The organism is Erythrobacter sp. SD-21 (assembly GCF_000181515.1).
Taxonomy (GTDB): domain Bacteria; phylum Pseudomonadota; class Alphaproteobacteria; order Sphingomonadales; family Sphingomonadaceae; genus Qipengyuania.
Window position 1 is genome coordinate 112333 of record NZ_ABCG01000004.1, and the last position, 24323, is coordinate 136655.

General features: G+C 63.8%; 27 protein-coding genes and 1 tRNA gene. 12 read left to right on the forward strand and 16 right to left on the reverse strand.

Annotation, left to right across the window (positions count from 1 at the left end):
* The first annotated feature begins 11 nt into the window (after positions 1-11).
* Together ED21_RS08400 and ED21_RS08405 are read left to right on the forward strand one after the other, a co-directional pair.
* The gene (locus ED21_RS08400) at positions 12-569 is read left to right on the forward strand and encodes a TlpA disulfide reductase family protein (RefSeq protein WP_006833444.1); all 558 of its coding nucleotides are present in this window, start codon (positions 12-14) and stop codon (positions 567-569) included.
* 59 nt (positions 570-628) lie between these two features.
* Positions 629-1408: a sulfite exporter TauE/SafE family protein gene (locus tag ED21_RS08405; RefSeq protein ID WP_006833445.1), complete on the forward strand. Its 780-nt coding sequence runs from the start codon at positions 629-631 to the stop codon at positions 1406-1408.
* Positions 1409-1483: 75 nt separating this feature from the next.
* Here the strand turns inward: ED21_RS08405 and ED21_RS08410 are convergent.
* A tRNA-Val gene (locus ED21_RS08410) sits at positions 1484-1559 on the reverse strand.
* A gap of 69 nt (positions 1560-1628) precedes the next feature.
* Between ED21_RS08410 and ED21_RS08415 the strand changes: the two genes are divergently transcribed.
* Positions 1629-2603 carry an asparaginase gene (locus tag ED21_RS08415; protein ID WP_006833446.1) on the forward strand — a complete coding sequence of 325 codons (975 nt, stop codon included), beginning with the start codon at positions 1629-1631 and terminating at the stop codon, positions 2601-2603.
* 10 nt (positions 2604-2613) lie between these two features.
* Here the strand turns inward: ED21_RS08415 and ED21_RS08420 are convergent, their stop codons facing one another.
* From ED21_RS08420 to fmt, 3 genes are all read right to left on the reverse strand, one after another.
* On the reverse strand, positions 2614-3723 hold the full coding sequence (locus ED21_RS08420; RefSeq protein ID WP_006833447.1) for a zinc-binding dehydrogenase: 1110 nt from the start codon (positions 3721-3723) through the stop codon (positions 2614-2616).
* 83 nt (positions 3724-3806) lie between these two features.
* Positions 3807-4556 (reverse strand): tRNA pseudouridine(38-40) synthase TruA, encoded by a 750-nt coding sequence (truA, locus tag ED21_RS08425; RefSeq protein ID WP_006833448.1) that lies wholly within the window; start codon positions 4554-4556, stop codon positions 3807-3809.
* Positions 4553-5461, reverse strand: coding sequence for a methionyl-tRNA formyltransferase (gene fmt, locus ED21_RS08430; protein WP_006833449.1), 909 nt, complete (start codon positions 5459-5461; stop codon positions 4553-4555). The genes truA and fmt overlap by 4 nt, the downstream gene beginning before the upstream one ends.
* A 53-nt stretch (positions 5462-5514) precedes the next feature.
* Between fmt and recR the strand changes: the two genes are divergently transcribed.
* The 5 genes from recR to ED21_RS08455 all read left to right on the forward strand — a co-directional run bounded on the left by recR (position 5515) and on the right by ED21_RS08455 (position 9312).
* The gene (gene recR, locus ED21_RS08435; RefSeq protein ID WP_006833450.1) at positions 5515-6111 is read left to right on the forward strand and encodes a recombination mediator RecR; all 597 of its coding nucleotides are present in this window, start codon (positions 5515-5517) and stop codon (positions 6109-6111) included.
* Between the two features lie 63 nt (positions 6112-6174).
* On the forward strand, positions 6175-6741 hold the full coding sequence (locus tag ED21_RS08440; RefSeq protein ID WP_006833451.1) for a peptide deformylase: 567 nt from the start codon (positions 6175-6177) through the stop codon (positions 6739-6741).
* A gap of 221 nt (positions 6742-6962) precedes the next feature.
* Positions 6963-8360, forward strand: coding sequence for a DNA recombination protein RmuC (rmuC, locus tag ED21_RS08445; protein WP_006833452.1), 1398 nt, complete (start codon positions 6963-6965; stop codon positions 8358-8360).
* 117 nt (positions 8361-8477) lie between these two features.
* On the forward strand, positions 8478-8783 hold the full coding sequence (locus ED21_RS08450) for a PilZ domain-containing protein (RefSeq protein ID WP_006833453.1): 306 nt from the start codon (positions 8478-8480) through the stop codon (positions 8781-8783).
* Between the two features lie 7 nt (positions 8784-8790).
* A complete protein-coding gene (locus tag ED21_RS08455) occupies positions 8791-9312 on the forward strand; it encodes a hypothetical protein (RefSeq protein WP_006833454.1) in 522 nt (173 codons plus the stop codon).
* On the opposite strand, the gene ED21_RS08460 is transcribed toward ED21_RS08455, so the two are convergent.
* The 7 genes from ED21_RS08460 to ED21_RS08490 all read right to left on the reverse strand — a co-directional run bounded on the left by ED21_RS08460 (position 9285) and on the right by ED21_RS08490 (position 14537).
* Positions 9285-10091, reverse strand: a complete 807-nt coding sequence (locus ED21_RS08460) for an RNA methyltransferase (protein WP_006833455.1) — start codon at positions 10089-10091, stop codon at positions 9285-9287. The two genes, ED21_RS08455 and ED21_RS08460, sit on opposite strands and share 28 nt — an antisense overlap.
* A 1-nt stretch (position 10092) precedes the next feature.
* Complete coding sequence (locus tag ED21_RS08465; protein ID WP_006833456.1) at positions 10093-10371, reverse strand: HPr family phosphocarrier protein; 279 nt, start codon at positions 10369-10371, stop codon at positions 10093-10095.
* Positions 10368-10793, reverse strand: coding sequence for a PTS sugar transporter subunit IIA (locus ED21_RS08470; protein ID WP_006833457.1), 426 nt, complete (start codon positions 10791-10793; stop codon positions 10368-10370). The genes ED21_RS08465 and ED21_RS08470 overlap by 4 nt, the downstream gene beginning before the upstream one ends.
* 71 nt (positions 10794-10864) lie before the next feature.
* Positions 10865-11752 (reverse strand): RNase adapter RapZ, encoded by an 888-nt coding sequence (gene rapZ / locus ED21_RS08475; RefSeq protein WP_034921998.1) that lies wholly within the window; start codon positions 11750-11752, stop codon positions 10865-10867.
* 19 nt (positions 11753-11771) lie between these two features.
* Positions 11772-12230, reverse strand: coding sequence for an HPr kinase/phosphorylase (locus ED21_RS14720; RefSeq protein ID WP_006833459.1), 459 nt, complete (start codon positions 12228-12230; stop codon positions 11772-11774).
* Positions 12227-13792: a stimulus-sensing domain-containing protein gene (locus ED21_RS08485; RefSeq protein WP_006833460.1), complete on the reverse strand. Its 1566-nt coding sequence runs from the start codon at positions 13790-13792 to the stop codon at positions 12227-12229. The genes ED21_RS14720 and ED21_RS08485 overlap by 4 nt, the downstream gene beginning before the upstream one ends.
* Positions 13785-14537: a response regulator transcription factor gene (locus ED21_RS08490; protein WP_006833461.1), complete on the reverse strand. Its 753-nt coding sequence runs from the start codon at positions 14535-14537 to the stop codon at positions 13785-13787. The genes ED21_RS08485 and ED21_RS08490 overlap by 8 nt, the downstream gene beginning before the upstream one ends.
* Positions 14538-14647: 110 nt before the next feature.
* Here ED21_RS08490 and ED21_RS08495 point away from each other — a divergent pair, with 110 nt between their 5' ends.
* Both ED21_RS08495 and ED21_RS08500 read left to right on the forward strand, forming a co-directional pair.
* Positions 14648-16312: a phosphoenolpyruvate carboxykinase gene (locus ED21_RS08495; RefSeq protein ID WP_006833462.1), complete on the forward strand. Its 1665-nt coding sequence runs from the start codon at positions 14648-14650 to the stop codon at positions 16310-16312.
* Positions 16313-16453: 141 nt separating this feature from the next.
* Positions 16454-17275, forward strand: a complete 822-nt coding sequence (locus ED21_RS08500; RefSeq protein WP_034922106.1) for a glutaminyl-peptide cyclotransferase — start codon at positions 16454-16456, stop codon at positions 17273-17275.
* Between the two features lie 12 nt (positions 17276-17287).
* Here the strand turns inward: ED21_RS08500 and ED21_RS08505 are convergent, their stop codons facing one another.
* The 3 genes from ED21_RS08505 to ED21_RS08515 form a co-directional block, all read right to left on the reverse strand.
* Complete coding sequence (locus ED21_RS08505) at positions 17288-18826, reverse strand: hypothetical protein (RefSeq protein WP_006833464.1); 1539 nt, start codon at positions 18824-18826, stop codon at positions 17288-17290.
* 79 nt (positions 18827-18905) lie between these two features.
* Positions 18906-20744, reverse strand: coding sequence for a DUF885 family protein (locus tag ED21_RS08510; RefSeq protein WP_006833465.1), 1839 nt, complete (start codon positions 20742-20744; stop codon positions 18906-18908).
* 38 nt (positions 20745-20782) lie between these two features.
* Positions 20783-21160: a DUF3597 domain-containing protein gene (locus ED21_RS08515; protein ID WP_006833466.1), complete on the reverse strand. Its 378-nt coding sequence runs from the start codon at positions 21158-21160 to the stop codon at positions 20783-20785.
* 126 nt (positions 21161-21286) lie between these two features.
* On the opposite strand from ED21_RS08515, the gene ED21_RS08520 reads away from it, so the two are divergent.
* On the forward strand, positions 21287-21496 hold the full coding sequence (locus tag ED21_RS08520; protein WP_006833467.1) for a hypothetical protein: 210 nt from the start codon (positions 21287-21289) through the stop codon (positions 21494-21496).
* Positions 21497-21517: 21 nt separating this feature from the next.
* Here ED21_RS08520 and ED21_RS08525 read toward each other — a convergent pair whose 3' ends face one another.
* A complete protein-coding gene (locus ED21_RS08525; RefSeq protein ID WP_006833468.1) occupies positions 21518-22192 on the reverse strand; it encodes an energy transducer TonB in 675 nt (224 codons plus the stop codon).
* Positions 22193-22456: 264 nt separating this feature from the next.
* On the reverse strand, positions 22457-23113 hold the full coding sequence (locus ED21_RS08530) for an alpha/beta hydrolase (protein WP_006833469.1): 657 nt from the start codon (positions 23111-23113) through the stop codon (positions 22457-22459).
* A gap of 125 nt (positions 23114-23238) precedes the next feature.
* On the opposite strand from ED21_RS08530, the gene ED21_RS08535 reads away from it, so the two are divergent.
* Complete coding sequence (locus ED21_RS08535) at positions 23239-24318, forward strand: cysteine desulfurase family protein (protein ID WP_083800418.1); 1080 nt, start codon at positions 23239-23241, stop codon at positions 24316-24318.
* The last annotated feature ends 5 nt before the right edge of the window (positions 24319-24323 follow it).

A 24323-nucleotide genomic window follows, 5' to 3' on the forward strand; every position in this document is an offset into this window, starting at 1 on the left:
TGGAGCCCTGATTGTCCCGCTTTTCGCTCACGCTCGTATCCATTTTCGCCCTGTCGCTGGCCGCCTGCGATAGGAGCGCACCCGACGCGGCGCAAGAAAGCGGTGCTTCGAGCGCAGCAAGCGGCGAGATCGACCGCGGCAATGCGGGCGCGCTGATGCCCGCCGCCAACTTGCGTGACCTTGAGGAACGCGAACTCAATCTCGGCGCGGTTCAGGGCACGCCAGTGTTGCTCAACCTGTGGGCGACATGGTGCGCGCCCTGCATCAAAGAGATGCCGCTGCTCGATGAGCTGGCGGGCGACTATGGCGATGGATTGCGGGTCATTACCGTCAGCCAGGACATGGGCGGGCCCGACAAGGTGGCGGAGTTCTTTGCCCAGAACAGTTTCGACCATCTGGAATCCTGGAGGGACCCGCAGGCCGAACTCGGCTTCTCGCTAGGCGGCGGCTCGCTCCCCACCACCGTGATGTACGACGCGCAGGGGCAGGAAGTCTGGCGCGTACGCGGGGACTACGACTGGTCGAGCGAGGAAGCGCGCGCCGCGATCGACGCGGTGCTATCCAAGTAAGCGGGGCCTCTTGCCGTAGCCTGCCTTGCTCTATATAAGAGAATTCTAATATAGGAGCAATGATGGCTGACTGGATCTACTGGCTCTCGGGCGCGCTTTCGGGTGGTGCCACGGGCTTCGTGCTCGGCCTGATCGGCGGGGGCGGCTCGATCCTTGCTGTGCCGCTGATGGTCTATGTAGTGGGCGTTGCCAATCCACACACGGCGATCGGGACCAGCGCGCTGGCAGTGGCGGCGAACGCTCTTGCCGGTCTAGTGAACCATGCACGTGCGGGGACGGTGAAATGGCCCTGCGGCATGACCTTTGCGGCCGCCGGAATGCTGGGCGCGCTGGCCGGATCGACGCTCGGCAAGAATTTCGACGGGCAGAAGCTTCTGTTCCTGTTTGCCCTGTTGATGCTGGTGGTCGGCGTGCTGATGTTGCGCGGCAAGGGGCGTTTGGCCGATGAAGACGTCCAGCTGGGCCGCGACAACGCGCCCAAGCTGCTCGCGAGCGGGCTTGGCACGGGCGCGGTTTCGGGGTTCTTCGGCATCGGCGGCGGGTTCCTGATCGTGCCCGGCCTGCTCGGCGCGACGCGTATGCCGATGATCAACGCGGTCGGGACCAGCCTCGTCGCGGTGACCGCTTTCGGAATTACGACGGCGGGGAATTACGCCCTGTCGGGCTATGTCGACTGGGCGCTGGCAGGCGTGTTCGTGGCAGGCGGTGTGATTGGCAGCCTGCTGGGCACGCGCTTTGCGCGCAGGCTGTCGAGCACAGGTGCGCTCACGAACATCTTTGCAGGCGTAATCTTCCTCGTCGCCGGTTACATGCTGTGGCAAAACTGGATGGCGATGTAAGGGGAGGCGCCGGTCGCTTGCGCTCTGGAGTTTCGATGCAAATCCTTCCCCCGGATGGATTTGTTTTATCGAAACTGGTGGGCGCTGACGGGCTCGAACCGCCGACCCTCTCGGTGTAAACGAGATGCTCTACCAACTGAGCTAAGCGCCCCGACCGGTATCGGGTGAAGCGCCACATAGCGCGGCTGACACATAAATCAATTGCCGCTAACGCGTCTTCATGACGAAACTCACCGTTCTTGCCACCGGCGGCACCATTGCGGGCATAGCCGGGTCGGCCATCGCCAAGGATTACCGTGCGGGCGAGATCGGGATCGAGGACTATCTCGAAAAAGTCGGCGGGCTGGGGCTGGAGGCGGAGCTTTCGGGCCGCCAGATCGCCAACATCGATTCCGCCGACATGGGTCCTGCGGTGTGGAACGCCCTGCATCCCGCGATCTTGGAGGCCTTGGCCGACCCCGAATGCTCGGGCGTCATCGTTACCCACGGCACCGACACGCTGGAGGAAACGGCTTTCCTGCTCGACCTGACGCTGCCCGCCGACAAGCCGGTGGTGGTGGTCGGCGCGATGCGGCCCGCCGATGCGGTGGGCTATGACGGTCTCAGGAATTTCGCCAACGCCGTCCGCGTCGCCAGCGATTCGCAAGCGGCGGGGCGCGGGGTGCTGGTCGTGATGGGCGACCGCGTCTTCGCCGCGCGCGATGTGCGCAAGGTCCGCACCCGAGGGACCGAGGCTTTTCGCGGTTTCCCGCGCGAATCCATCGGCCTAGTCACACCTGCGACGCTCGAATGGTTCGGCGCGCCGTGGCGGCAGGGCAAGGCGGCGATGTCCGACTGGTACGACGACCTGCCGGAAGTGGTGATCGTCTATGTCCACGCGGCGCTATGCGCGGAAGAAGTGCTGAGGTTGGTGGGCGAGGACACGCGCGGCATCGTGCTGGCCGGAGTGGGCGAGGGCAATATGCCCGAACGCGTGCGGCAGGAACTGGCGCTGTTCGCGCATAACGGCATTCCCGTGGTCCGGGCGAGCCGCGCCGACGAAGGGCTGGTGGACCGCGAGCCCGAGGACGATGCCAACCGCTTCGTGGCCGCGCGCGCGCTCAATCCGCAGAAGGCGCGCATCCTGTTGCAGATGCTGGTGGCGGGCGGGATCACCGACCCCGCCGCCATCCAGCGCAAGTTCGACCGCCGCTAGGCCAGCGCGATCAACCCTGGGGCGTGACGAGGTATTTCTCGCCCGTCTTCATTTGGCGATAGTCGAGTATCGCGTCCTTCGTCAGCATACCTTCCAGATCGACCTTGGTCTTGTAATTGCTTTCAAAGGTGGTGGTGAGGTTGTCGAGCACGCGCTTGCGCATCCGCATCACCGTTTCCATGCCTGCGTTCTGCAGGAACGGAGTCAGCAGCCAGCCCGACAGCGTCCAGCCGAAGCCGTAGGCCGGGGTCAGGATGGTGGGGCCGAAGTCGAGACGGCCGTAGATGAACATGCGCTTCTGTTGGTTGGAACCGTAGCGCGAATATTCGGTCATCTGCGACACCGCGACCTGTTCCATTGCCTTGAAGCAACTGTCGACCATCTGGCCGCCGCCGATGGGATCGAAGCCGTAGAATGCGTCGGTCTCGTCGATCGCGCTGCGTAGCTGGTCCATGAAATCGTCGTCCGACGAATTTACGACATGCTTCGCGCCCTGCGACTTGAGCAGCTCGGCCTGGTCGTCCTTGCGTACGATGTTGACGAGGTCGATGCCGTCTTCGAGGCAAATGCGGTTCAGCATCTGGCCGAGGTTCGACGCGCCCACCGTGTGGAGGATCGCCTTCTGTCCGTCGGCCTTGGCGTTCTCGACAAAGCCCAGCGCCGTCATCGGATTGACGAAGCTCGACGCGCCGGTCTCGCTGCTGTGGTCGCCCAGCGGCAGGCACATGGCGGCATCCGCAATGGCGTACTGGCTGAAAGCATGCCCCGGCACGCAAGCGACGCGCTGGCCCATGAGCGCCTTGGCCATGTCGCTGTCACCAGTGGCGACGACCGTGCCGGCCCCTTCGTTGCCGGCGGGCAGTTTCTGTCCGTGGCGCGCCTTGCTGCCCGTGTTGAAGGGCTCGGGCATCTTGGCGACGACTTTGCCGTCCGAATATTCGGCATTGTCGAAATCGGCAGCGCCGGTGAGGATCGCGAGGTCCGAAGGGTTGATCGGCGCCGCTTCCATCTTGACGAGGACCTGGTTGCCGGTCGGCTCGGGAAAGGTGACGTCCTCGATTGCAAGCGTGAGCGTGCCGTCGCTTTCGAGCGTGGTGAAAAGCTGTTTGCCGGTGGTCATCCTGTTCCCTTTCGTTGAGGTTCGAAACCTGTTTGTGGGCCTCGCTACGCCTCGTTCAAAGGCTTGGCTAGGGTGCCGTTACGTCAGGCTTCGTCAGGGTAGGTCGCTGCGACGAAATAAAGCCCGTGGGGAGGAGCATTGAGGCCGAGCGCCTGCCGGTCCTTCGCTTCCAGCGCTTCGGCCAACTGCTCCTCGCGCCAGCGGCCCATGCCGACAAGCGCGAGGCAGCCGACCACCGAGCGGACCTGATGATGCAGGAAGCTGCGCGCAGCGGCGTGAATGCGGACTTCCTCACCGTCCCGCTCGACATCGAGCCGGTCGAGCGTCTTCACCGGGCTTTGCGACTGGCACTGGACCGAGCGGAAGGTGGTGAAATCATGCAGTCCGACCAGCGCCTTGGCAGCGCGGTCCATGGCCTCGTGGTCTAGATCCTGCGGCACCTGCCACAGGCGGTTGCGCTCCAGCGTGAGCGGCGCGCGGCGGTTGGCGATGCGGTAGACGTAGGAGCGACCGGTGCAGGAAAAACGCGCGTGCCAGTCGTCGGGCACGACTCCGCAATGAGTCACCGCAATCGGATCGGGGCGAACCTGCGCATTGAGCGCCTCCATCAGGCGGAAGGGTTCGATGTCCTTCTCGATATCCATGTGGCTACGCATGGCGAGCGCGTGGACGCCAGTATCGGTGCGACCTGCGCTGTGAAGGCGCACGTTCTCGCCGGTGACGCGGAATGCCGCCTCTTCCAGCGACTGCTGCACGCTTGGCCCATTGTCCTGCCGTTGCAGGCCGAAAAAGGGCGTCCCGTCGAACTCGATGGTGAGCGCGAAGCGGGTCACGAGAGCGTGGCGCCCTTCTCGATAGCGTTGCCGCGCTGGAATTCCGTCCGGTCCATCGCTGGTTTTCCCGCGCGCTGGAGGCGAAGGGGACGAATGGCGCCGTCACCGCAAGCGATGGTGAGGTCGTCGTCGATGACGGAACCTGCTTCTCCCGCGCCTTCGCTTACCTCGGCGCGCAGGATTTTGACGCGCGCTCCGTTCACTTCCGACCACGCGCCAGGGAAGGGTGAAAGACCGTGGATATGATGCACCACTTCCTCGGCAGGACGGGAGAAGTCGATCCGCGCCTCGGCCTTGTCGATTTTCTTCGCGTAGGTCGCCTCGCTATCGTCCTGCTCGACTGCGTGCAGCGCGTCGGGGTCGATCAGCGTGCCGACCATCAATTGCGCGCCCAATTCGGCCAGTTCCTCGGTCAGTTCGCCAGTGGTCTTGTCCTCCACCGGCGTGCGCACGGTGGCGAGCATGGGGCCAGTGTCGAGGCCCGCTTCCATCTGCATGATCGTTACGCCGGTCACCTCGTCGCCGGCCATGATCGAGCGGTGGATTGGCGCCGCCCCGCGCCAGTGCGGCAGCAGAGAGGCATGGACGTTGAGGCAGCCATGCTTCGGCGCATCGAGGACCGCTTGCGGTAGGATAAGGCCATAAGCCGCGATCACGCCAACATCCGCCTGGAGCGAGGCAAATTTCTCCTGCTCCTCGGCCGATTTGAGCGAGGTCGGGTGGCGCACTTCGATACTCAGGTGCTCGGCCAGCTGGTGGACCGGCGTCTTGGTCAGCTCCTTGCCGCGGCGGCCGCCGGGGCGGGGCGGTTGGGTGTAGACGCACACCACCTCGTGCGCTGCATCGACCAGCGCCTGCAGCGTCGGCACGGCAAATTCCGGCGATCCCATGAAGATTATGCGCATGAAGCCTCTGTCTGGTCTTTCTCTGTTCCGCCAAGGTCCCTATCTGTGCCTCCATGGCATCGCAAGAGATCGAGACGCTGGCCTCCGCGCTGGCCCGCCTTCCCGGCCTCGGACCGCGCAGCGCGCGGCGTGCCGTGCTGTGGCTGGTGAAACGCCGCGAAAGCGCGCTGCCCGCGCTGCTCGAAGCGCTTGCCACAGTGGGCGAGGCGCTGGTCGAATGCGAAACTTGCGGCAATGTCGACACCACCAACCCCTGCGGCATCTGCGCCGACCCCCGCCGCGACGGCAAAGGGCTCTGCGTGGTAGAAGATGTCGCCGATCTCTGGGCGCTGGACCGTGCGAAGCTCTTCACCGGCAAATACCACGTGCTGGGCGGCAAGCTGTCGGCGCTCGACGGCATCCGACCAGAGGATCTCAACATCGCGAGCCTGCTGTCGCGGGTCGAGGAAGGCGGCGTCGACGAGGTCGTCCTCGCCATGAACGCCACCTTGGAAGGCCAGACCACCGCGCATTACCTCGCCGAGCGGCTGGAGGACTTCCCCGTCCGCATCACCCAGCTCGCCCATGGCCTGCCGGTGGGAGGCGAACTCGACTATCTCGATGAAGGCACGCTGGCTCAGGCGCTGAGAGCGCGCAGGCCGCTCGGCTAGGCGATTACTCTGAACGCTCCAATTCGATTGAATTGGTCGGATTCAGCGCCTATCTGCCCCTTCATGGCTATCCGTGAAATTCTCGAAGTGCCGGATCCCCGGCTCAAGGTCGTGTCCGAACCCGTAACGGAGTTCGACGACGAATTGCGTGAACTCGTCTCCGACATGTTCGAGACGATGTATGACGCGCCCGGCATCGGCCTCGCCGCGATCCAGGTCGGCGTGCCCAAGCGCGTGCTGGTGATCGACCTCCAGCCGGAGGACGAGGACGCGGAAGGCGAGGTCTGCAATCACGGCGGCCACGAACATGTCCACTATCCGACCAAGAAGGAGCCGCGGGTCTTCGTGAACCCCGAAATCCTCGACCCGGCGGAAGACCTGGCGACCTATCAGGAAGGCTGCCTCTCGGTCCCCGACATCTTCGCCGATGTCGACCGCCCGGCCACCTGCCGCGTGCGCTACCAGGATCTGGAAGGCGAAACCCACGAGGAAGAGCTCGAAGGCCTGATGGCGACGTGCCTCCAGCACGAGATGGACCACCTCGAAGGCATCCTCTTCATCGACCACCTTTCGCGCCTCAAGCGCAACATGGCGCTGAAGAAGCTGAAGAAATTGCGCGAGGCGGCTTAACCTTCTTACACAAACCGCATTCGAAAAGGCGATTCGCGAGGTGCGGGTCGCCTTTTTCATGTGCAAGTTGATGAAGTGCATGCCGTGTGTGCGTTTCCCATGGGGCGAAACGGCAATTCCGGGCGACTGACGATAAGAAAGAACCGATGCGAAGCTATCTTGAGTGGATAGCTGTAGGAAAGGGCTGGTGTTCCGTATGTGTTCTGCCCTAGCGTGGCGGAATGGAATTGGCTGTTATTGCAATCGTCGCGCTGGTCGCGGGTCTTGGTCTCGGATGGTTTCTCGGGTCGCGGCCCGTTGCCGAATGGCGTGCCCGTCATGGAGAGCGCGAAGCCGAGGCGCGCGCGAGCGAGGACAAGCTCAAGGATCTGACGCGCGACCTCGCGACCATGTCGGAACGCGCCGGTCGGGCGGACGAACTGGAGCGCAAGCTCGAGGCCGAGCGCGAGGCGCATGGCTTGCTCAAGGAAAAGGCCGCCGGGTTCGAAGAGCAGAAACGCCTGCTCGAAGAGAGCCGCGCAAATCTGCTCAAGGAGTTCGAGAATACCGGCGCGAAGGTGCTCGGTGCGGCGCAGGAGAAGTTCCTCGCCAGCGCGAGCGAGCGGTTCGGCTATTCGGAAAAAGCCAATGAGGAAAAGCTGAAAGCGCTGCTGTCGCCCGTGGGGGAACGGCTGGCCAAATACGAAAAGCAGGTTGCCGAGCTGGAGGAAAAGCGCACCGACGCCTTCGGTCGCCTCCACCAGCAGATCACCGAGATGCAGCGCGGGCAGGAAGAGGTCCGGCGCGAGGCGCAGCGGCTGGGCAACAGCCTGACCAACGCCCCCAAGGCGCGCGGACGCTGGGGCGAGCGGGCGCTGCAGAACGTCCTCGAACAGTGCGGCCTGTCCGAACACACCGACTTCAACCTCGAACAGTCGATCGAGACCGACGAGGGGCGCCTGCGTCCCGATGCCATCGTCAACGTGCCGGGCCAGAAGAGGCTGGTGATCGACGCCAAGGTCTCGCTCAACGCCTACCAGGCGGCCTTCGAGGCGGAAGGCGACGAGGACCGCAAGGCCCATCTCGACCTTCACGCGAAATCGATGCGCAACCATGTCCAGACGCTCGGCAGCAAGGGCTACCAGAGCCAGTTCGACGACGCGCCGGATTACGTCGTGATGTTCGTGCCGGGCGAGCATTTCGTCTCCGCCGCGCTCGAACACGATCCCGAATTGTGGGACTTCGCCTTTCGCAACAAGGTGCTGCTGGCCACGCCCACCAACCTCGTCGCCATTGCGCGCACCGTGGCGCAGGTCTGGCGGCAGGACACGATCGCGCGCGAAGCGGTGGAAATCGGCAAAGCCGGGGCGGAACTCTACGACCGTCTCGCGGTCGCCGCCGAGCATATGAAGCGCGTGGGCGGCGGGCTCGAAAGCGCGGTCAACAACTACAACAAGTTCGTCGGCAGTTTCGAACGCAACGTGCTCTCCGCAGGGCGGCGCCTCCATGACAAGGGCATCGAGATCGGCAAGCGCGAGATCGAGGAAATCCCGCTGGTCGAAGCCAATCCGCGCTACAATGCGGAGAACGCCGCGCAAATCGCGGACGCTCGAGACCAGGACCGCGAAGCTGCGGAGTAGACTATTCGGCGCTTAGCTGTTTCTCAAGGAAGGTAGCGTAACCCGCTCTGGCAATACGCAGAAGACAATCCGGGTCGCGCCGAGGTCTGACGACCGATCCTCCGCCGGAGTGGGCAGATGGAATTACGCAGGGAACAGCGCTACTCGATCTCGGTCCGGGGCCGCTATCGCAAGGGCACGGGCGTGCGCTTCGATATCGCGATCAAGGACTTGTCCGAATACGGCTGCCAGTTCGCCGATTTGGTCGGCCGCGTTTCGCAAGGGGACCAGATCACCGTCCGCGTGGGCGAGGTCGGTCCGATCGCCGCGCAGGTGAAATGGATCGAACGGCGTCAGGCCGGGGTCGAATTCGACCAGCCGCTGCACCCTTCCGTGCTCGAACACATCATCGCCGAGGGCGGGAACAACGAAAAGGTTGCTTGATATCTCCATGGTTGATTTTCTTGGGCCAAACAATGCGCTCTGGGACGACGGCGAATGGGTCTCGTGGAGCGAGATCGAGGCGCAGATAGCCTATAAGGAATGGGGCGCGAAGTATCCGAATGCCGACCGCTCGCTAATCCCCATTTTCGAGCAGCTTCTCGACACCGCCGAGCGCTATTTCCAGCTTACGGGAAACCATCTTCCGCTCTACGGCGCCATCGGAGAACTGTTTGCGGCGGTTACGATTGGCCTGAAGCTCAACCGGCTATGCGCTCCTGGGGCGGACGGTCGACTTGGCAGTGACCACGTCGAGGTGAAAACGATCACACCTTTCAAAAAGCACGACTTTGTCGAACTGAATCTGAAAGGGCACTTCAACAAAGTATTTGTAGTGAAGATCAATGCTGATTTCGAACTGGCTTGGCGAATGATCGAACGCAAGAATCTGCCGAAGTCGAAGAGCGGAAAAGTCCGCCTGCATTGGTCGGATTTGCCCGAGACCTATCCTAGCCCCGCTAGCACTTCATAGCCCAGCACGGCCGCCGCGACGGCGGCGTTGAGACTGTCGGCGCGGCCTTTCATCGGCATGGTCACGCGCAAGTCGCAGGCCATTTCGTAGTCTTCGGGCAGCCCACGGCTCTCGTTGCCGACCATGACGAAGCAGGGCGCGGCATAGGGCGCGCCGCGATAGGGCTGGGCATCGCGCAGGGAGGCGGCGACGAGTTGTCCTTCGCCTGCACGCAGCCAGCTTTCGAACTCGCTCCATTCGGCCTGCGCTATTCCTTGCGTGAAGACCGCCCCCATGCTGGCGCGGACCGCTTCGACGCTGAAGGGATCGGCGCAATCGTCGATAAGGATCAGACCGCCCGCGCCGATGGCGTCGCCCGTGCGCAGCATGGTGCCGAGATTGCCCGGATCGCGTAGCGCCTGCGCAACCAGCCAGATGTCCGCGCAGCTGCGATCGAGCGCTGCCAGGGAGGTATCGAACTCGGCGAAGACGCCGGCCACGGCCTGCGGATTGTCCTTGCCGGTAATCTTGGCGAGTATGTCCGGCGTGGTCTCGATCACTTCGCCGCCGCTGGCCTCGACCGATTCTTCCAGAGCCGAGAGCAGCGGGTGCGGATCGCGCCGGTCTGCCAGCACCAGCGTTTCGGGCACGTGGCCGCATTCGCGCGCATCGGTCAGCAGGCGCAGGCCTTCGGCGAGGAATTTCCTCTCGCGCTTGCGGTGCTTCTTCTCGCGCAGCGCTCTCAGCGCCTTGACGGTGGGATTGGAAAAGCCGGTGATGACCCGGCGGAACTCGGCCATGCTATGGCTCCCCGAAACCGTCCTCGACCATGGCGGAGAGGTCTGCGAGTACGGCTTCCGCTCCGGCACCTTCGACGATGATCTCGATCGTATCGCCCTTGGCCGCCCCCAGCATCATCAGGCCGAGGATGGAGCCGCCCGCCGCCTCGTTCTCACCTTTGGCGACGCGCACCTTGCATCCTTCGGGCACTTCGGCCACCGCCCCGACGAACCTGGCGCTCGCCCGCGCGTGGAGACCACGCTGGTTGACCACCAGCACCTGTTTGCGGGCCTCGCTCAACTTGCCTTCCGCGCGCTGTCGAGATCTTGGCCGAGGAATTCGCTGGCCACGGTGATGTAATTGCGCCCCGCGGTCTGCGCGGCGTTCACCGCGTCGACCACGTTCATGCTCTTGCGTGCGCCGGCAAGGCGGATGAGCATGGGCAGGTTGATCCCGGCGATCACTTCCACCCGGCCGGTGTCGAGCAGCGAGATGGCAAGGTTCGAGGGTGTTCCGCCGAACAGGTCGGTCAGGATGATAGCGCCATCACCCGTGTCGACCGCCTGGATCGCATCGGCGATATCCTTGCGCCGCTGCTCCATATCGTCGTTCGGGCCGATGCAGATGGTGGCCACGCCTTCCTGCTTGCCGACCACATGCTCCATCGCATCGATGAAGTGTTCGGCGAGCTTGCCGTGGGTAACGAGGATCATTCCGATCATGCGTAAAATAGCGTCCGTTTGCGAATTACCGAAGGTGTCAGGCTCGTTATCTCGATCATCGCCCGGTGGGATCAGCTGCGCTCGATCGGGTCGGCGGGCCGGTCTCCCAGATTGCGGTGAATGACCGTGGGCGAAAATCCTGCCTTGCGCAAGACCTCGGCGGCGGCCTCTGCACTGTAGACCGAGCGATGTCTCCCGCCGGTACAGCCGAAGGCGATGTTGAGATAGCTGCGATCCTGCGCGGCGTAGCGCGGCAACAATTCGAGTAAAGTCTCGGATATGCGGGCAAAAGCGGGTGCAAAGGCCGGGTCGGCCTCGATACGCGCGGCCACGGGGGCATCGAGACCCGTCAGTTCGCGCAGCTCGGGCACCCAGTGCGGATTATCGACGAAGCGCATGTCAAAGAGCAGGTCGGCCAGCGGCGGCATCCCGCGCGAAAAGCCGAAGCTCGACACGGTGACGGTCATCGGGCGCGCTTCCTCGCTGGCGAACTGTTCGCGCACCACCTGCTGGAGCTGGTTGCCGCCAAACGTGCTCGTGTCGATCAGGACCTGCGCCCAGTTTCGCAGCGGTTCGAGCAGCTCGCGCTCGGCCTTGATGCCGCCCGCCACGGGCCGTTCGCGCGCCAGCGGGTGCGGGCGCCGGGTCTCGTTGTAGCGGCGTTCGAGTTCGGCGGCCGAACAGTCGATGAAGAGAGTCGAGAGTTCGACATCCTCGCGCGCAGCCAGCGCCTCGGCCTGGGCAATCACCTCGGCGGGCACGAAGCCGCGGGTGCGCGAATCGAATCCGATGGCGACGGGGCCGTGGTGTTCGCCTTCGACTTCGACGAGGCTGGGCAGGAGCCGGAGCGGGAAATTGTCGATCGCTTCCCAGCCCATGTCTTCAAGCACCTGCAGCGCGGTCGACTTGCCCGCACCCGACATGCCGGTGACGAGCAGGATCCGGTGCTGCGTCGGCATATCGGTCACGGGTAGGAACTCATTCCGCGGCCTCTTCGCCCTTGCTGCCGATTTCGGGTACCGCGAGGCCGTGTTTGCCCAGCGCGAATTCGGCGCGCAGCGCCTGCGTCGCGTCGCCGGGCCGGAACAGCAGCACGGGAATGCCGGTCTGGGCGAGCTTGGTGGTGGCCAGCTCCATCGGATAGCGCGGGGCAAGCGTGGTCAGCTGGAGGACCAGCGCAATCGGCGCTTCGCAGGTGGGCAGCTCGACGAGGCCGACGTTGCGAACCTCGAGCAGGCCGCGCGTGGTCTTGGGCGGGCAGGCGAGAGGATAGCCGTCGACATCGTCGATGATGAGGCCGTCGTCGCCGATCAGCGTCGCCCCGCGGTCGATCAGGGCAAGCGCGAGCGAGCTCTTGCCGCTGCCCGATTCGCCCGCGATCAGCAGGCCACGTCCGTCAATGGCGACGGCGGTCACATTGGGAAGACGGGTCTTCATCGCGCGGCCGGCAGGTCGAGCACGAAACATGCGCCGCTGCCCCCGTCGCTGCGGCCCTCGACATGGAGCGAGCCTTCAAGCGCTTCGGCAATGGTCCGACCGATCGCGAGGCCGAGGCCCGAATGGTTGCCGAAATCCTCGCCCTCGGGGCGGTCGGAATGGAAACGGTGGAACACTTTCTCTCGCTTTTCCTCCGGGATACCCGGACCCTCGTCGCAAACCGTCAGGATGACACGCCCTTCGCGCCGGACGAGCCGCGCGTCAATAGCGCCGCCCTCGGGAGAGAAGGACACGGCGTTGTCGAGCAGGTTCTGGATGATGCGTTCGAGTCGCATGCCGACGCCTTCGACTGTATGCGCTTCGCCCTCGGTGGAAATGCTCACCGCGCGGCCTTCGTTCTCTCCGCGCTCTTCGCGGCTGACGACCGTGTGACGCAGCAGTTCGGCCATGTCGACGCGCTCGAATTCGGTGCGCGACATTTCCGCATCGATCCGGCTGGCATCCGAAATCTCGGTCACGAGACGGTCGATCCGGCGCACGTCGTGTGTCGCGATATCGAGCAGTTGCGCGCGCAGTTCGGGGTCTTCCACCTTGCCGAGGCTTTCGGTAGCGCTGCGCAGGCTCGCGAGCGGGTTCTTGATTTCGTGCGCCACGTCGGCGGCGAAGCTCTCGACCGCGTCGATACGGTGGCGCAGCGCCCCGGTCATGTCGGAAATGGCGCGGGCCAGCATTCCGATCTCGTCGCGCCGGTCGGGCAGGCGGGGGACTTCCACCTGCCGGTCGCGCCCCTGCCGCACGCGGACCGCCGCCTGCACCAGTTCGCGCAAGGGCCGTACGATGGTCTGGGCGAGGAAGAAGCTGAGCAGCGTCGAGACGAGCAGGAACAGGAGGACGACAAGCGCCACCGTGGTGCGCGCCTCGCGGACCGACTGGGTGATGTCGACCGGATTGCGCGTGATCATCAGCGTATCGCCTTCGAGCCCGACGGGGGCGGCGGCGTTGATGACATGAGTGCCGTCGGGCGCGTCGCGCAGCACGATCTGGGTGAGACTTTCCTCGCGCGCCCGCACGAGCTCGGGCCAGGCTGCGGCCTCGTCCGCCTCGGGCTCGCGGTAATCGGGCAGGGCGGGGGCGCCCACCACGCGGTCGAACCAGCGGTCCATCCGCAGCGCGAAATCGGTCTGGTCGACTTCCGCAGGCTCGGGCAGGTCGAAGCTGGGCGGCGCGAGCTGGAAGCTATCCGATTCCAGGTTTCCTTCCGGCCCGTAGACCCGGATACGCAGGCGCTGTTCCTTGCCGATCTGGATCAGCAGCGCGTCCTGTCGCTGGGGCGTCGCACCGGCAAGCGCTTCGGCGGTGATTTGCGCTTCGACCAGAGCCAGCTTGAACCGCTCGTCGAGCAGCTGCTTGCGGTAACTGTCGAGATAAAGCACGCCGCCGCCCAGCAGCACCAGCGGCAGGACATTCACGAAGAGGATGCGGCTGGTGAGCGAAAGCCGCCGCGACCAGCGCAGCTTTTCAAGCCGCGGATCGCCCCGAAGGACGTTTTCCCTCTCAGCCATCGCTGAAACTGTATCCCGCGCCATAAAGCGTCTCGATGGCCGAGAACTGGTTATCGACGCTGCGGAACTTGCGGCGCATGCGCTTGATATGGCTGTCCACCGTGCGATCGTCGACGAAGACATCGTCCGGATAGGCGGCATCCATCAGCTGGTTGCGGCTCTTGATCACGCCGGGATGCAGCGCCAGCGCCTCCAGCAGCAGGAATTCGGTTACGGTGAGCGAGACCGGCTTGCCGTCCCAGGTCACGTGGTGGCGCGCCGGGTCCATCCGCAGGCGCCCGCGCTCGATCACTTCGGACGCAAGCTCGCCCGGCTCGATCGGCAACGGGCGGCGCGCGTCGCTGCGGCGCAGGATCGCGCGGATGCGGGCGAGCAGCAGGCGCAGGCTGAACGGCTTGGCGATGTAATCATCCGCCCCCATCTGGAGGCCGGCTTCCTCGTCCTGCTCGTCATCCTTGCTGGTAAGGAAGATGACCGGCAGGGGCGAATGATCGCGCAGCCGCCGCAGCAGCTCCATCCCGTCCATCTTGGGCATCTTGATATCGAAAATAGCAAGGTCGGGCGGGTTACCGAGCAGGGCGGACAAGGCCGCCTCGCCGTCGGAATAGACGCGCGTGGCGAAGCCTTCGGCCTGCAAGGCGATCGAAACTGTGGTCAGAATGTTACGATCGTCGTCGACCAGCGCGATTACCGTGCGGTCGTCATCCTGGTGCGGCGTCGCGCCCTGTCCGGCTTCACTGTCCATATTCCAGCCGGTTAACGCAGTTCGGCAGTCAAGACAACGCGCAGCCTCACGCGGAGGGCGAATTCGGCAGCCACATCATTTGACGTTGCGTGAGCTTGGGACTATTGGCCATGACGACGGACGCGCATTCGTATGCGCGCGCGATTCACGCCACCGATACCGCCACTCTTTCGCTGGAGATTTCAGTGACCACCGCACTTTCCCACTCGCTTGCCGCGCAGGGCATCGAGACCGCTGCGACGATCCACCCCAACCTCACATCGGAAGAGCTGACCGCTACCGCGCTCGAGCGCGGCGAAGGCCGCCGCACCAAGGAAGGCCCGCTGGTGGTGGAAACCGGCAAGCACACCGGCCGGAGCGCGAAGGACAAGTTCATTGTCCGCAACGCCGAGACCGAAGACACGGTGTGGTGGGACAACAACGCCTCGATGACGCCGGAGCATTTTGCCGCGCTCAAGGAAGACTTCTTGGCCGCCGTGGCCGACAAGTCGGACCTGTTCGTCGCGGACCTGTTCGGCGGTTCGCAGCCCGAATATCGCGTGAAGGTGCGCGTCATCAACGAGCTCGCTTGGCACAACCAGTTTATCCGCACGCTGCTGGTTCGCCCGACGGCAAGCGAACTCGAAGGCTTCATGCCCGAATACACCATCATCGACCTGCCGACCTTCCAGGCCGACCCGGCGCGTCACGGTACGCGCAGTGAGACGGTGATCGCGGTCAATCTCGAAGAAAAGCTGATCCTCATCGGCGGCACGAAATACGCTGGCGAGATGAAGAAGAGCGTCTTCGGGATCCTCAACTACCTGCTGCCGCCGAAGGGCGTGATGCCGATGCACTGCTCGGCTAATATCGGCCCCGACGGCAAGAGCGCAGTCTTCTTCGGCCTGTCGGGTACCGGCAAGACCACGCTTTCGGCCGACGCCAGCCGCACGCTTATCGGCGATGACGAGCATGGCTGGTCGGACACGGCGGTGTTCAACTTCGAAGGCGGCTGCTACGCCAAGATGATCCGCCTCGATCCCGAGAGCGAGCCGGAAATCTACGCCACCACCAAGATGGAGGGCACCGTCCTCGAAAATGTGGTGATGGACGAGAATGGCGAGATCGACCTCGACGACAACAGCCTCGCGGAGAACACCCGCGGCGCCTATCCGCTGTCTTCGATCCCCAACACCAGCGACGACAACCTCGGCCCGCCGCCGTCGAACGTCATCATGCTGACCGCCGATGCCTTCGGCGTGCTGCCTCCGATCGCGCGTTTGACTCCCGACCAAGCGATGTATCACTTCCTGTCGGGCTACACCGCCAAGGTCGCCGGCACCGAAATCGGCGTGACCGAGCCGACCGCGACCTTCAGCACCTGCTTCGGCGCGCCCTTCATGCCGCGTCACCCGAGTGTTTACGGCAACCTCCTGAAGAAGCGCATTGCCGAAGGCGGGGCGCAATGCTGGCTGGTCAACACCGGCTGGACTGGCGGCAAGTATGGCGTCGGCAGCCGCATGCCGATCAAGGCCACCCGCGCGCTGCTCAACGCCGCGCTCGACGGCAGCCTCAATGACGCGGAATTCCGCAAGGACCCGAACTTCGGCTTCGATGTGCCGGTTTCCGTCCCGGGCGTCGACAGCACCATCCTCAACCCGCGCGCGACGTGGGACGACAAGGACGAATACGACCGCACCGCGCACAAGCTGGTGCAGCTGTTCGTGGACAATTTCGAACCCTTCGCCGCCCATGTCGACCAAGGCGTGCGCGACGCTGCTCCCGCAGCAGCCTGACGAGATAGCCTGCAAGCGCAGGCGTACAGTTGGAGAGGAGGCCCCCGGCCGCGCCAAGGAGAGAGGGCGCGGACCGGGGGCTTTAAATTTGCGCGTTCCCCCTTCATGCTGCGGAAAGCCCCCATGCGCGATAGGACCGCCATGAATTTTCGCTCGTTTTGCCTGCCCCTCTTCGCGCTCGGCTTCGCGATTCCGCTGGCCGCGCAGGAAGCTGCGCCTCCGGTAGCGGTGGAGGAGGCGTACAGTGGGCCGACGGTCTACAGGGCCGAAGTTCTCGCCATTTACCCCCATGATACAGAGGCCTTCACGCAGGGCCTGCTTTGGCACGACGGCGCGCTTTACGAAAGCACGGGCAGGAAAGGGCGGTCGGTCGTGCGCAAAGTCGATTTGGCGACCGGCGAAGCGCTCCTGCAGAGCGCCATTCCAGCCGACCAGTTCGGCGAAGGCCTCGCGCTGGCGGGTGGTGATCTCGTCAGTCTCACATGGCGCGACGGTGTCATTCACCGCTGGGATGCCAAGACGCTCGAACAAAAGGCCGTGCGCGCCGACTACCCACTCGAAGGCTGGGGCCTGACCACTTCGAACGAGGGCCTCGTCCATTCCGACGGAAGCGCAACCTTGCGCATTCTCGACCCCGAGACATTTGAGGTGCGTCGCAGCGTCGATGTCACCATGAACGATCGCCCCTTGCGCCGTCTTAACGAGCTCGAGATGATCGACGGGCTGGTCTTCGCCAACATCTGGGAGACGGCGTTCATCGTCGCCATCGACCCCACTGATGGCGTGGTCAAGCGCCTCATCGACCTTCGTGCGCTCGTTCAAAGAGTCCCCGTCTCAGGCTCCGATGCGGTGCTTAACGGCATTGCATGGGACGCGGAGAACCGCCGCATGTTCGTTACCGGCAAGCTCTGGCCATCCCTGTTCGAAATTACGCTGCTGGAGACCGAAGCGCAGGTGCGTTGAGATACTCAATCTCTAGCTTCTAATTTCCTCTTCTTCATCTGAATCAACCATCTCGTTGATATCGATTTTGACCGACTGACCCTCTTTGGCGGTTACAAGGTGGTCGATCAATTGAGATGCCAGACGGGCCCTGCTTCCTCCGTGGGGATTGGCCGCTACGGGCCCGAGAATGTCGGCTGCGAGCCTCGGATAGCCTTGCGAAGCGAACATCGAAGCGAGGGTGACGGTCAAACCGTGATCGAAAGGTGCCAATTGGGAAGCCCGTTCAAGGGCGGCCTGGGCATTCTCCGACGGCGCCAAGCCACGTTCGATTTCACTGCGATAGAGATAGATCAGAGGAATAGGATGATCATTCTCGATCCGGTTTAAGGCCATGATCGGCTCGAGCGCGACGGTATAGAAGGGTGCCGCGTCATCGGCATCCTCTGCTTTGGCGAACAGAGCGTAGATTTTCTGTACGTAGGCATTGGTACGGGCCGGATCGAGAGAGATTGCCTGATCGGCCGTGACGATGGCCGCATCGTGCAGACCTGCATCGTGTTTCGCTTCGGCGAGCGCTGCCAGAACCTCAGCGTCATCGGAATAGCGTGACGCGATCTCACGCGCATCCGAGAGGATATCCGGAGCATCCTCCTCGCCGACCCCGCGCCTCGATCGCATGATGACCGGCATCATCGCATCCATGCCCTCGCTGAGCCGACGCACGGTGACGTTCGAGATGACTATATCTTCCGATGCATAACGCGTTGCCGCCATTCGCCGCTGGCGATTGTAGGAGCGCAACTCACTCTCGAGTTGGTCCAGATCACCGAATACAGCGTTTGCTGCTGCCAGGGAGCCATGGCCTTCCGCCACAGCCGCCCAATACCGGGAAAGCTGGCCAGCCCGCTCAGGCGAGTACGTGAGGTAATGGAATAGCAGCCATGAACGCCCGTAGAACGCGTCATATCGGTTGCCTCGGCGCTCGGCATAGGTAGCCCGATCGAGCAAAGCCATGAGGGGGACCTCCCGCGCATTGGCAAGTTCGTAGGCGCGGTTGTTGTTGGGCATACCTATCGTAACCGAACCATCCCGACCGAATTCTGCCGACGAGAAATATTCTGCGGCACCTTCACTGAGCCAACGCGGCATAGCGTGGCGCGAGGTAGAGATCAGGAAATGGTGCGCGTATTCATGAAGCAGGATCTGCGTGCTGAAACTGTCGCGATCCCAAAGGCGAATATATGGCGTAAATGCCACTGATGCGCCAGCCCGGGGAACGTAGAAGCCGGCTACCGCGCTATTTCGGTTTCCGTAGAGTTCTTTTAATCGGGTCTCGCTGCCCACGACATAGATCGTGACCCTGTTAGATGGACTGGGCGAGTCTATTTTCCGACCGGTGCGCAGCTCCATTGCCGCATGAAACCGTTCGAGTGTCTCTGCGAATTCGCGCACGTCGCGTTCGGATGTATCGGCGTAAATGACGAAATGTTCGCTGGCGGCTTCGCGCCATGCGGCGACCGCCGGTGTGGTCAGGCCGGCTAATGCCAGTAATGCTATCCAGAATTTCATTGCGACCCCCCAAGTTTGCGATTCGCTTGCTTGGTGTAAGCTTGGCGATTGGATGTAAGGATGCAAGACTGTGTGACGATCACCCCTTCGCCCCTTCGATATAGCGCGTCACATTGGATTCCATCACGTTCATCGGCGCGTTGCCGCCCAGCACGACGGCATCGTTGAAGGCCTTGAAGTCGTAGGCGCTGGCGAGCGCGGCCTGCGCCCGTTCGCGCTGCGCGACGATGCGGCTGTGGCCGAGCTTGTAGCCGGTCGCCTGCCCCGGCCAGCTGCAATAGCGGTCGACCTCGCCCGCCACTTCCTCGGGCTTGGAGCCGTTGCGCTCGACGAAGAACTGGCGCGCCTGCTCGCGGCTCCAGCCCTTGGCGTGGAGCCCTGTGTCGACGACCATGCGGCAGGCGCGGAAGGCGAGGGACTGGAGATAGCCGAGACGACCCACCTTGAATTCGTCATAGGCGCCCAGTTCGTCGGCTATCTGCTCGCCATAAAGCGCCCAGCCTTCGCTGAAGGGGTTGAAGGCGAGGATCGAGCGGATGAGCGGCAGGCGATTGGAATATTCGCCCTCCCAGACGTGGCCGGGGATCGTCTCGTGATAGGTGAGATCGGCGAGGTCGTATTTGCGGTGCAGGTCGGTGGTGCGCAGGTTGATCCAGAAGCGGCCCGGAATGGTGCCGTCCTTGCTGCCCGCCCCGCCATAAGCGCCCGGTGCGCCCGCTTCCTCGGCCACCGGGATGCGCGTGACTTCGAGATTCGGGTCGACCAGTGTGTTAAAGGCGCGCGGCATCTGGCCCCTGATCCAGTCGATGCGCTCGTTGATGAAGGCGAAGATCTCCTCGCGGCCCTTGTCGCCTTCGGAGAATTTGTAGCGCGGGTCGTCGCCCAGCACCTGCATCCGGTCGCCCACCGAACCTTCGGTATATCCGATTTCGCGCAGGATCGGGTCCATGCGCGCGTGCAGGGCTTCCAGCTCGTCGAGCCCCTGCCGGTGCACCTCGTCGGGCGAAAGCGTGGTGGTGGTGCTGGAGCGCAGCGCCCAGGCGTAGAATTCGTCGCCGTGCGGACGCGCGGAAATGCCCGGCGCCGACGTGGCGACGGCGCGTTCGGCCTGCAATTCCTGGAGCTGGGCGAACAGCGCCTGCGCGATGGGGCCGGTTTCCAGCGCGAGGGCCGTATCGGCGCGGGTTTCGGGCAGGCCGGCCTCGGCCAGCTTGGCGCGAAGATCGCTGGCGAAGAGTTCGCCCTTGCCCGCACTCTCGATGGTCTGCTCCATCTGGCGGATCGCCTTGTCGAGCAGGAAGTCCGGCGGCACCACGCCCATGGCGCGCGCGGCGCGAATGCGCTCGAGCTCGCCGCCGAGGACCTTGGGCACTTCTTGCAGCCGTTCGACATAGGCTTCGGCGTCGCTGGCGCTTGTCACCATGTGCGTCGACTGCATGAAGCGGGGCAGGCCGATATAGGCGCCGACGTTCTGGATCACGACATAGGGCGCGGTGCGCCAGCTGCCGACCGGCACGTCGCCATAGGGAAGCGCAAAGCCGTCGAGCGCGAGTTCATAGGCGCTTTCGACCACTTCGAGATTGGTTACATTGGTGCTGTCCAGCCCGCCGCGCGGGAAAGCGCGGACGCGGGCGAGGTCATTTTTCAACGTCGCGGCGTAGGCGTCCTGCCCCTCCGGCGAGGCGTCACCCAGCTGGCTGCGCAGGTAGGCGTATTGCCCGGTATCGACGCCGAGACCCGTTGCGCGGCCCGGCTCATGCTTGAGCAAATTGTAGGCAACGTCCTCGAGCAGCGCCTCGGCCGTCTGGGCCGATGGTCCGCGCGGAACGCTGGCGCATCCGCCAAGGGTGAGGGCAGTCGTCGCGCCAAGTCCTGCGAGGACTTGGCGGCGGGTGGCTTCGAATGTGCGTTTGGTCATGCGGGAAGCATGTGCGCTCCCCGCATAACCCTGTCAAATCAATCGAGATATTCAGGCGGCACCTTGCCGCCGTTCGCCGACAGTTCGCGCATGGCGCGCTTGTGCAGCCAGAGGTTGTCTTCCGCGCTGCCCGAGTAATCCTCGCGGCCCAGCTCGGTCGCCAGCGCCTTGCGGTTCTCGTAGGAGGAATCGACCCCGATCAGCTTCATCAGGTCGACGATCGAGGTGCGCCAGTTGAGGCGGTCCGCACCGGGCATGGAATCGAGGCTGTTCTCGACATCGACAACCGGGGTTGCGCGGCTCTGCGTCACCGGCGCATCGGCCCAGGCGTTGCCGGTCTTGGTATCGGCCGGGACTTCGTTGGCCTTGGCTTCCCTGCCGAAAATCGCGTTCTTGATGCTGCTGAAAATTCCCATGGCTCACTCCCCGTTAAATGCGGGTGCGGCGAAGGTGCCGCCTTCTCGCATTACCAACGGCAGGATTGCGCGCGCGTTCCTGCGCGAAGGATTCCCAAAGAGGGAAGGGGAGGCTATTGGGGAGGCATGCTCGACACCGTCCTTTCGATTACCGTCCTTGCCGCCATCGCGCTGTTCTTCGGCGCTTTCCTGCTGTGGCGGCGGACCGGCAATGCCAAGAACGCCATGCTGATGGTCATCCTTGCGCTGGTGGCGCTGGTGAACGTGGCGATCTGGACGGTACCGGCGGCGGACGGCGAAGCCCCGCTCGACAAGGTCGAACGGGGCTCGCGCTAGGCAGGTCTGGCCCGAAGGAGGCTATTCGGGCAGCTGCCAGCGCACCGAGGAAGAGAAGCTTCCCGCAACCGGCTCGCCATTGGGCCCGCGCGCCGGTTCGAAACGAGCACGGCGCTGGATGAGCTTGCAGGTCGCCTCGTCGAGTTCGGAATGGCCGGTCGTGCTGGTGATCCGGCAGCCGGTGACCTTGCCCGATGCCGCGATGTCCAGCCGGAAGCCCGCCACGCCGGTGTATTCGCGCCGCACCCAGCTGGAACGATAATCGCTATTCGTGAGCCACGCGCCCGGATCGTTGCGCGGCTTGGCCGAGACCGGGTCGAAGGTCGGCGTCGGCGCGGGCAGGGCCGGTTCGATCTTCGGCATGATCTTGGGCTGCGGCGGCTGCGGCGGGGGGAGGAGATCGGTCACGTCGATCTTCGGGGACGGCACTTCGAACTGGATGCGGGTCGGCGGCACATAGGGCGGTGGCGTGCTCGGCACCTGCTCGCTCACTTCGGGCTGGACCTCGGGCTCCTCCGGCTCCGGCGGCGGATCGAGCGGATAATCGATCGGGTCCATGGGGCCTGTGTCTATTGGTGGTGCCATCTGCGTCACGCTCAATCCGGCGATAACGAGCGCCCCGATCGCGGACTGGACGATGATCGAACTGGCCAGGCCGGCTGGCGAAGGTCCGTTGTGCTGGTCGACATATGACATGGTCGTATCCTCTTCCTTGCAACTCCCATTGATAGCAATGTTACAACATATCAATCAGAATGCAAGGCGCCTGTCCGAAATGGCGTTCGAACAGGCTACGGCGCACCGAAAAAGGGCCCGAAAAACGACCCTCTCACAGTGGTGGTCTATGGCAACAACGGTCCGCGACCAGCGGGCCGCAAGGGCGACCGCCCGCCCGCAGCGGGTGCAGCTTGCTGCACGTCTAGCGAGGACGCTCGCGCGGAGGCGCGAGCGAAACGCAAATCACGTGATCGGGCAGGCCGGATCGAGGCGGAAGTCGAGATAGTTGTCGACCGACTTCATCAGCTCTTCCTGCTCGTTTTCGAAGAAGTGGTTCGCGCGCGGGATTTCCTCGTGATGCACGGTGATGTGCTTCTGGGTGCGCAGCTTCTCTACGAGCTTGGTGACCGCGTTGGGCTGGACCACCGTGTCCTGCGCGCCGTGGATGAAGATACCGCTCGCCGGGCAAGGGGCGAGGAACGAGAAATCATACATGCTGGCCGGGGCACCGATGCTGATCCAGCCGCGGATTTCGGGGCGGCGCATCAGCAGCTGCATGCCGATGAGCGAACCGAAGCTAACGCCGGCAACCCAGGTCACCTGGGCTTCGGGATGGACCTGCTGCACCCAGTCGAGCGCGCTCGCCGCATCGGACAGTTCGCCGATGCCGTTGTCGAAGCTGCCCTGGCTGCGGCCCACGCCGCGGAAATTGAAGCGCAGGGTGGCGAAACCGCGATTGACAAAGGTCTTGTATAGACGCTGCGTAATCTGTTCGTTCATGGTGCCGCCGCCCTGCGGGTGCGGGTGGAGGATCATCGCCACGGGCGCGCGCGGACGCGGTCCGGGAGAGAAACGGCCTTCGAGACGGCCTTCGGGGCCGGGAAAGATGACAGTCGGCATGGGGAGGTGTACCCTGGCAGAAATGTGAGGGCGCGAGACCTGTTAGGGCTTGCGCGAGGTTGCGCGCTATATAGGGATTTGTCTTCGTTTCGCAATTATTTCGAGCACGTCCCGTCCCGACACGAATTTATCTCGATCACGCCGCCACCACGCCGCTTCGCCCGGAAGCGCGCGCTGCGATGGAGGAAGGCTTTTCGCTCTGGGCCAATCCCAGCAGCCCGCACGCCGAAGGCCGCAAGGCCCGCGCCGCGCTGGAGGATGCGCGCGAGCGGGTGAAGCGCGCGCTGGGCTGGGAGGGGGAGGTCATCTTCACCTCCGGCGCGAGCGAGGCGGCGGCGCTGGCTTTTGGCGAATCCCAAACAATGTACGACGCGGTCAGCAAGGTCGAACATGACGCGCTTTGGTCCCAAGTAGAACATCGCGGAGCGAGCGCGATTGAGGTTGCGATTGATGGCTCGATAGACTTTACCAGCATCGAAAAGTCCGTGGTCTCAGCAGAACCATATATTGATTTTCCTTATACGGTGGCGGTCGGTGCGCAGCACATCAATTCCGAAACTGGCAATCGTCAGGACATCGGTTCGATCGCTTCGCTGGTTCACGGCAACGACGGGTTGTTAGTCGTCGATTGCAGTCAATCCGCGGGAAAGTTTGCGATCCCAAAGCTCGCCGATATGGCTATTGTGTCGGCGCACAAGTTCGGTGGACCTATCGGGGTCGGCGCATTGCTTGTTCGCGATTTCTCCATCCTTCTCCCACGTGGCGGGCAGGAGCGCGGCTATCGACGCGGGACCGAGAATCTGCCCGGCGTGCTCGGCATGGCGGCGGCGCTGGAGGCTTTCGGCGAACCCTATCTCGACCCGGGCATCCTTGAACCGCTTGACCACCTCGCGCAGGAATGCCGTGACCTCGGCGGAACGTGGCTGTCCGACCGTCTTTCCGACCCCACGCCCTATATCCGCGCCATCGCCATGCCGAAGATAAGCGGCAGCGCGCAGGTGATGCGGTTCGACATGGCGGGCATTTCGGTGTCGCAGGGCAGCGCCTGCTCTTCGGGCACGATGAAGACCAGCCACGTCCTTCAGGCCATGCAAGTGGAGCCGGATATCGCCGACCGCACTATCCGCGCCAGCTTCGGCTGGAACACCACGCGCGAAGAAGTGGAACGCTTTTGCGAGGTATGGCTTGAGTTGGCGAAAGCGTGACTTTT

Bases quoted from the DNA above. Each gene is read 5' to 3' on its own strand.
- fmt (WP_006833449.1), bottom strand. From the start codon at position 5,461: ATGCGCATAATCTTCATGGGATCGCCGGAATTTGCCGTGCCGACGCTG.
- ED21_RS08485 (WP_006833460.1), bottom strand. From the start codon at position 13,792: ATGGCTGAGAGGGAAAACGTCCTTCGGGGCGATCCGCGGCTTGAAAAG.
- ED21_RS08415 (WP_006833446.1), top strand. From the start codon at position 1,629: ATGACGAAACTCACCGTTCTTGCCACCGGCGGCACCATTGCGGGCATA.
- ED21_RS08440 (WP_006833451.1), top strand. From the start codon at position 6,175: ATGGCTATCCGTGAAATTCTCGAAGTGCCGGATCCCCGGCTCAAGGTC.
- ED21_RS08520 (WP_006833467.1), top strand. From the start codon at position 21,287: ATGCTCGACACCGTCCTTTCGATTACCGTCCTTGCCGCCATCGCGCTG.
- ED21_RS14720 (WP_006833459.1), bottom strand. From the start codon at position 12,230: ATGAAGACCCGTCTTCCCAATGTGACCGCCGTCGCCATTGACGGACGT.
- ED21_RS08420 (WP_006833447.1), bottom strand. From the start codon at position 3,723: ATGACCACCGGCAAACAGCTTTTCACCACGCTCGAAAGCGACGGCACG.
- ED21_RS08490 (WP_006833461.1), bottom strand. From the start codon at position 14,537: ATGGACAGTGAAGCCGGACAGGGCGCGACGCCGCACCAGGATGACGAC.
- rapZ (WP_034921998.1), bottom strand. From the start codon at position 11,752: ATGCCGACGCAGCACCGGATCCTGCTCGTCACCGGCATGTCGGGTGCG.
- recR (WP_006833450.1), top strand. From the start codon at position 5,515: ATGGCATCGCAAGAGATCGAGACGCTGGCCTCCGCGCTGGCCCGCCTT.
- ED21_RS08530 (WP_006833469.1), bottom strand. From the start codon at position 23,113: ATGCCGACTGTCATCTTTCCCGGCCCCGAAGGCCGTCTCGAAGGCCGT.
- ED21_RS08470 (WP_006833457.1), bottom strand. From the start codon at position 10,793: ATGATCGGAATGATCCTCGTTACCCACGGCAAGCTCGCCGAACACTTC.
- ED21_RS08455 (WP_006833454.1), top strand. From the start codon at position 8,791: ATGGTTGATTTTCTTGGGCCAAACAATGCGCTCTGGGACGACGGCGAA.
- ED21_RS08405 (WP_006833445.1), top strand. From the start codon at position 629: ATGATGGCTGACTGGATCTACTGGCTCTCGGGCGCGCTTTCGGGTGGT.
- ED21_RS08525 (WP_006833468.1), bottom strand. From the start codon at position 22,192: ATGTCATATGTCGACCAGCACAACGGACCTTCGCCAGCCGGCCTGGCC.
- rmuC (WP_006833452.1), top strand. From the start codon at position 6,963: ATGGAATTGGCTGTTATTGCAATCGTCGCGCTGGTCGCGGGTCTTGGT.
- ED21_RS08510 (WP_006833465.1), bottom strand. From the start codon at position 20,744: ATGACCAAACGCACATTCGAAGCCACCCGCCGCCAAGTCCTCGCAGGA.
- ED21_RS08450 (WP_006833453.1), top strand. From the start codon at position 8,478: ATGGAATTACGCAGGGAACAGCGCTACTCGATCTCGGTCCGGGGCCGC.
- ED21_RS08505 (WP_006833464.1), bottom strand. From the start codon at position 18,826: ATGAAATTCTGGATAGCATTACTGGCATTAGCCGGCCTGACCACACCG.
- ED21_RS08460 (WP_006833455.1), bottom strand. From the start codon at position 10,091: ATGGCCGAGTTCCGCCGGGTCATCACCGGCTTTTCCAATCCCACCGTC.
- ED21_RS08495 (WP_006833462.1), top strand. From the start codon at position 14,648: ATGACGACGGACGCGCATTCGTATGCGCGCGCGATTCACGCCACCGAT.
- ED21_RS08515 (WP_006833466.1), bottom strand. From the start codon at position 21,160: ATGGGAATTTTCAGCAGCATCAAGAACGCGATTTTCGGCAGGGAAGCC.
- ED21_RS08500 (WP_034922106.1), top strand. From the start codon at position 16,454: ATGAATTTTCGCTCGTTTTGCCTGCCCCTCTTCGCGCTCGGCTTCGCG.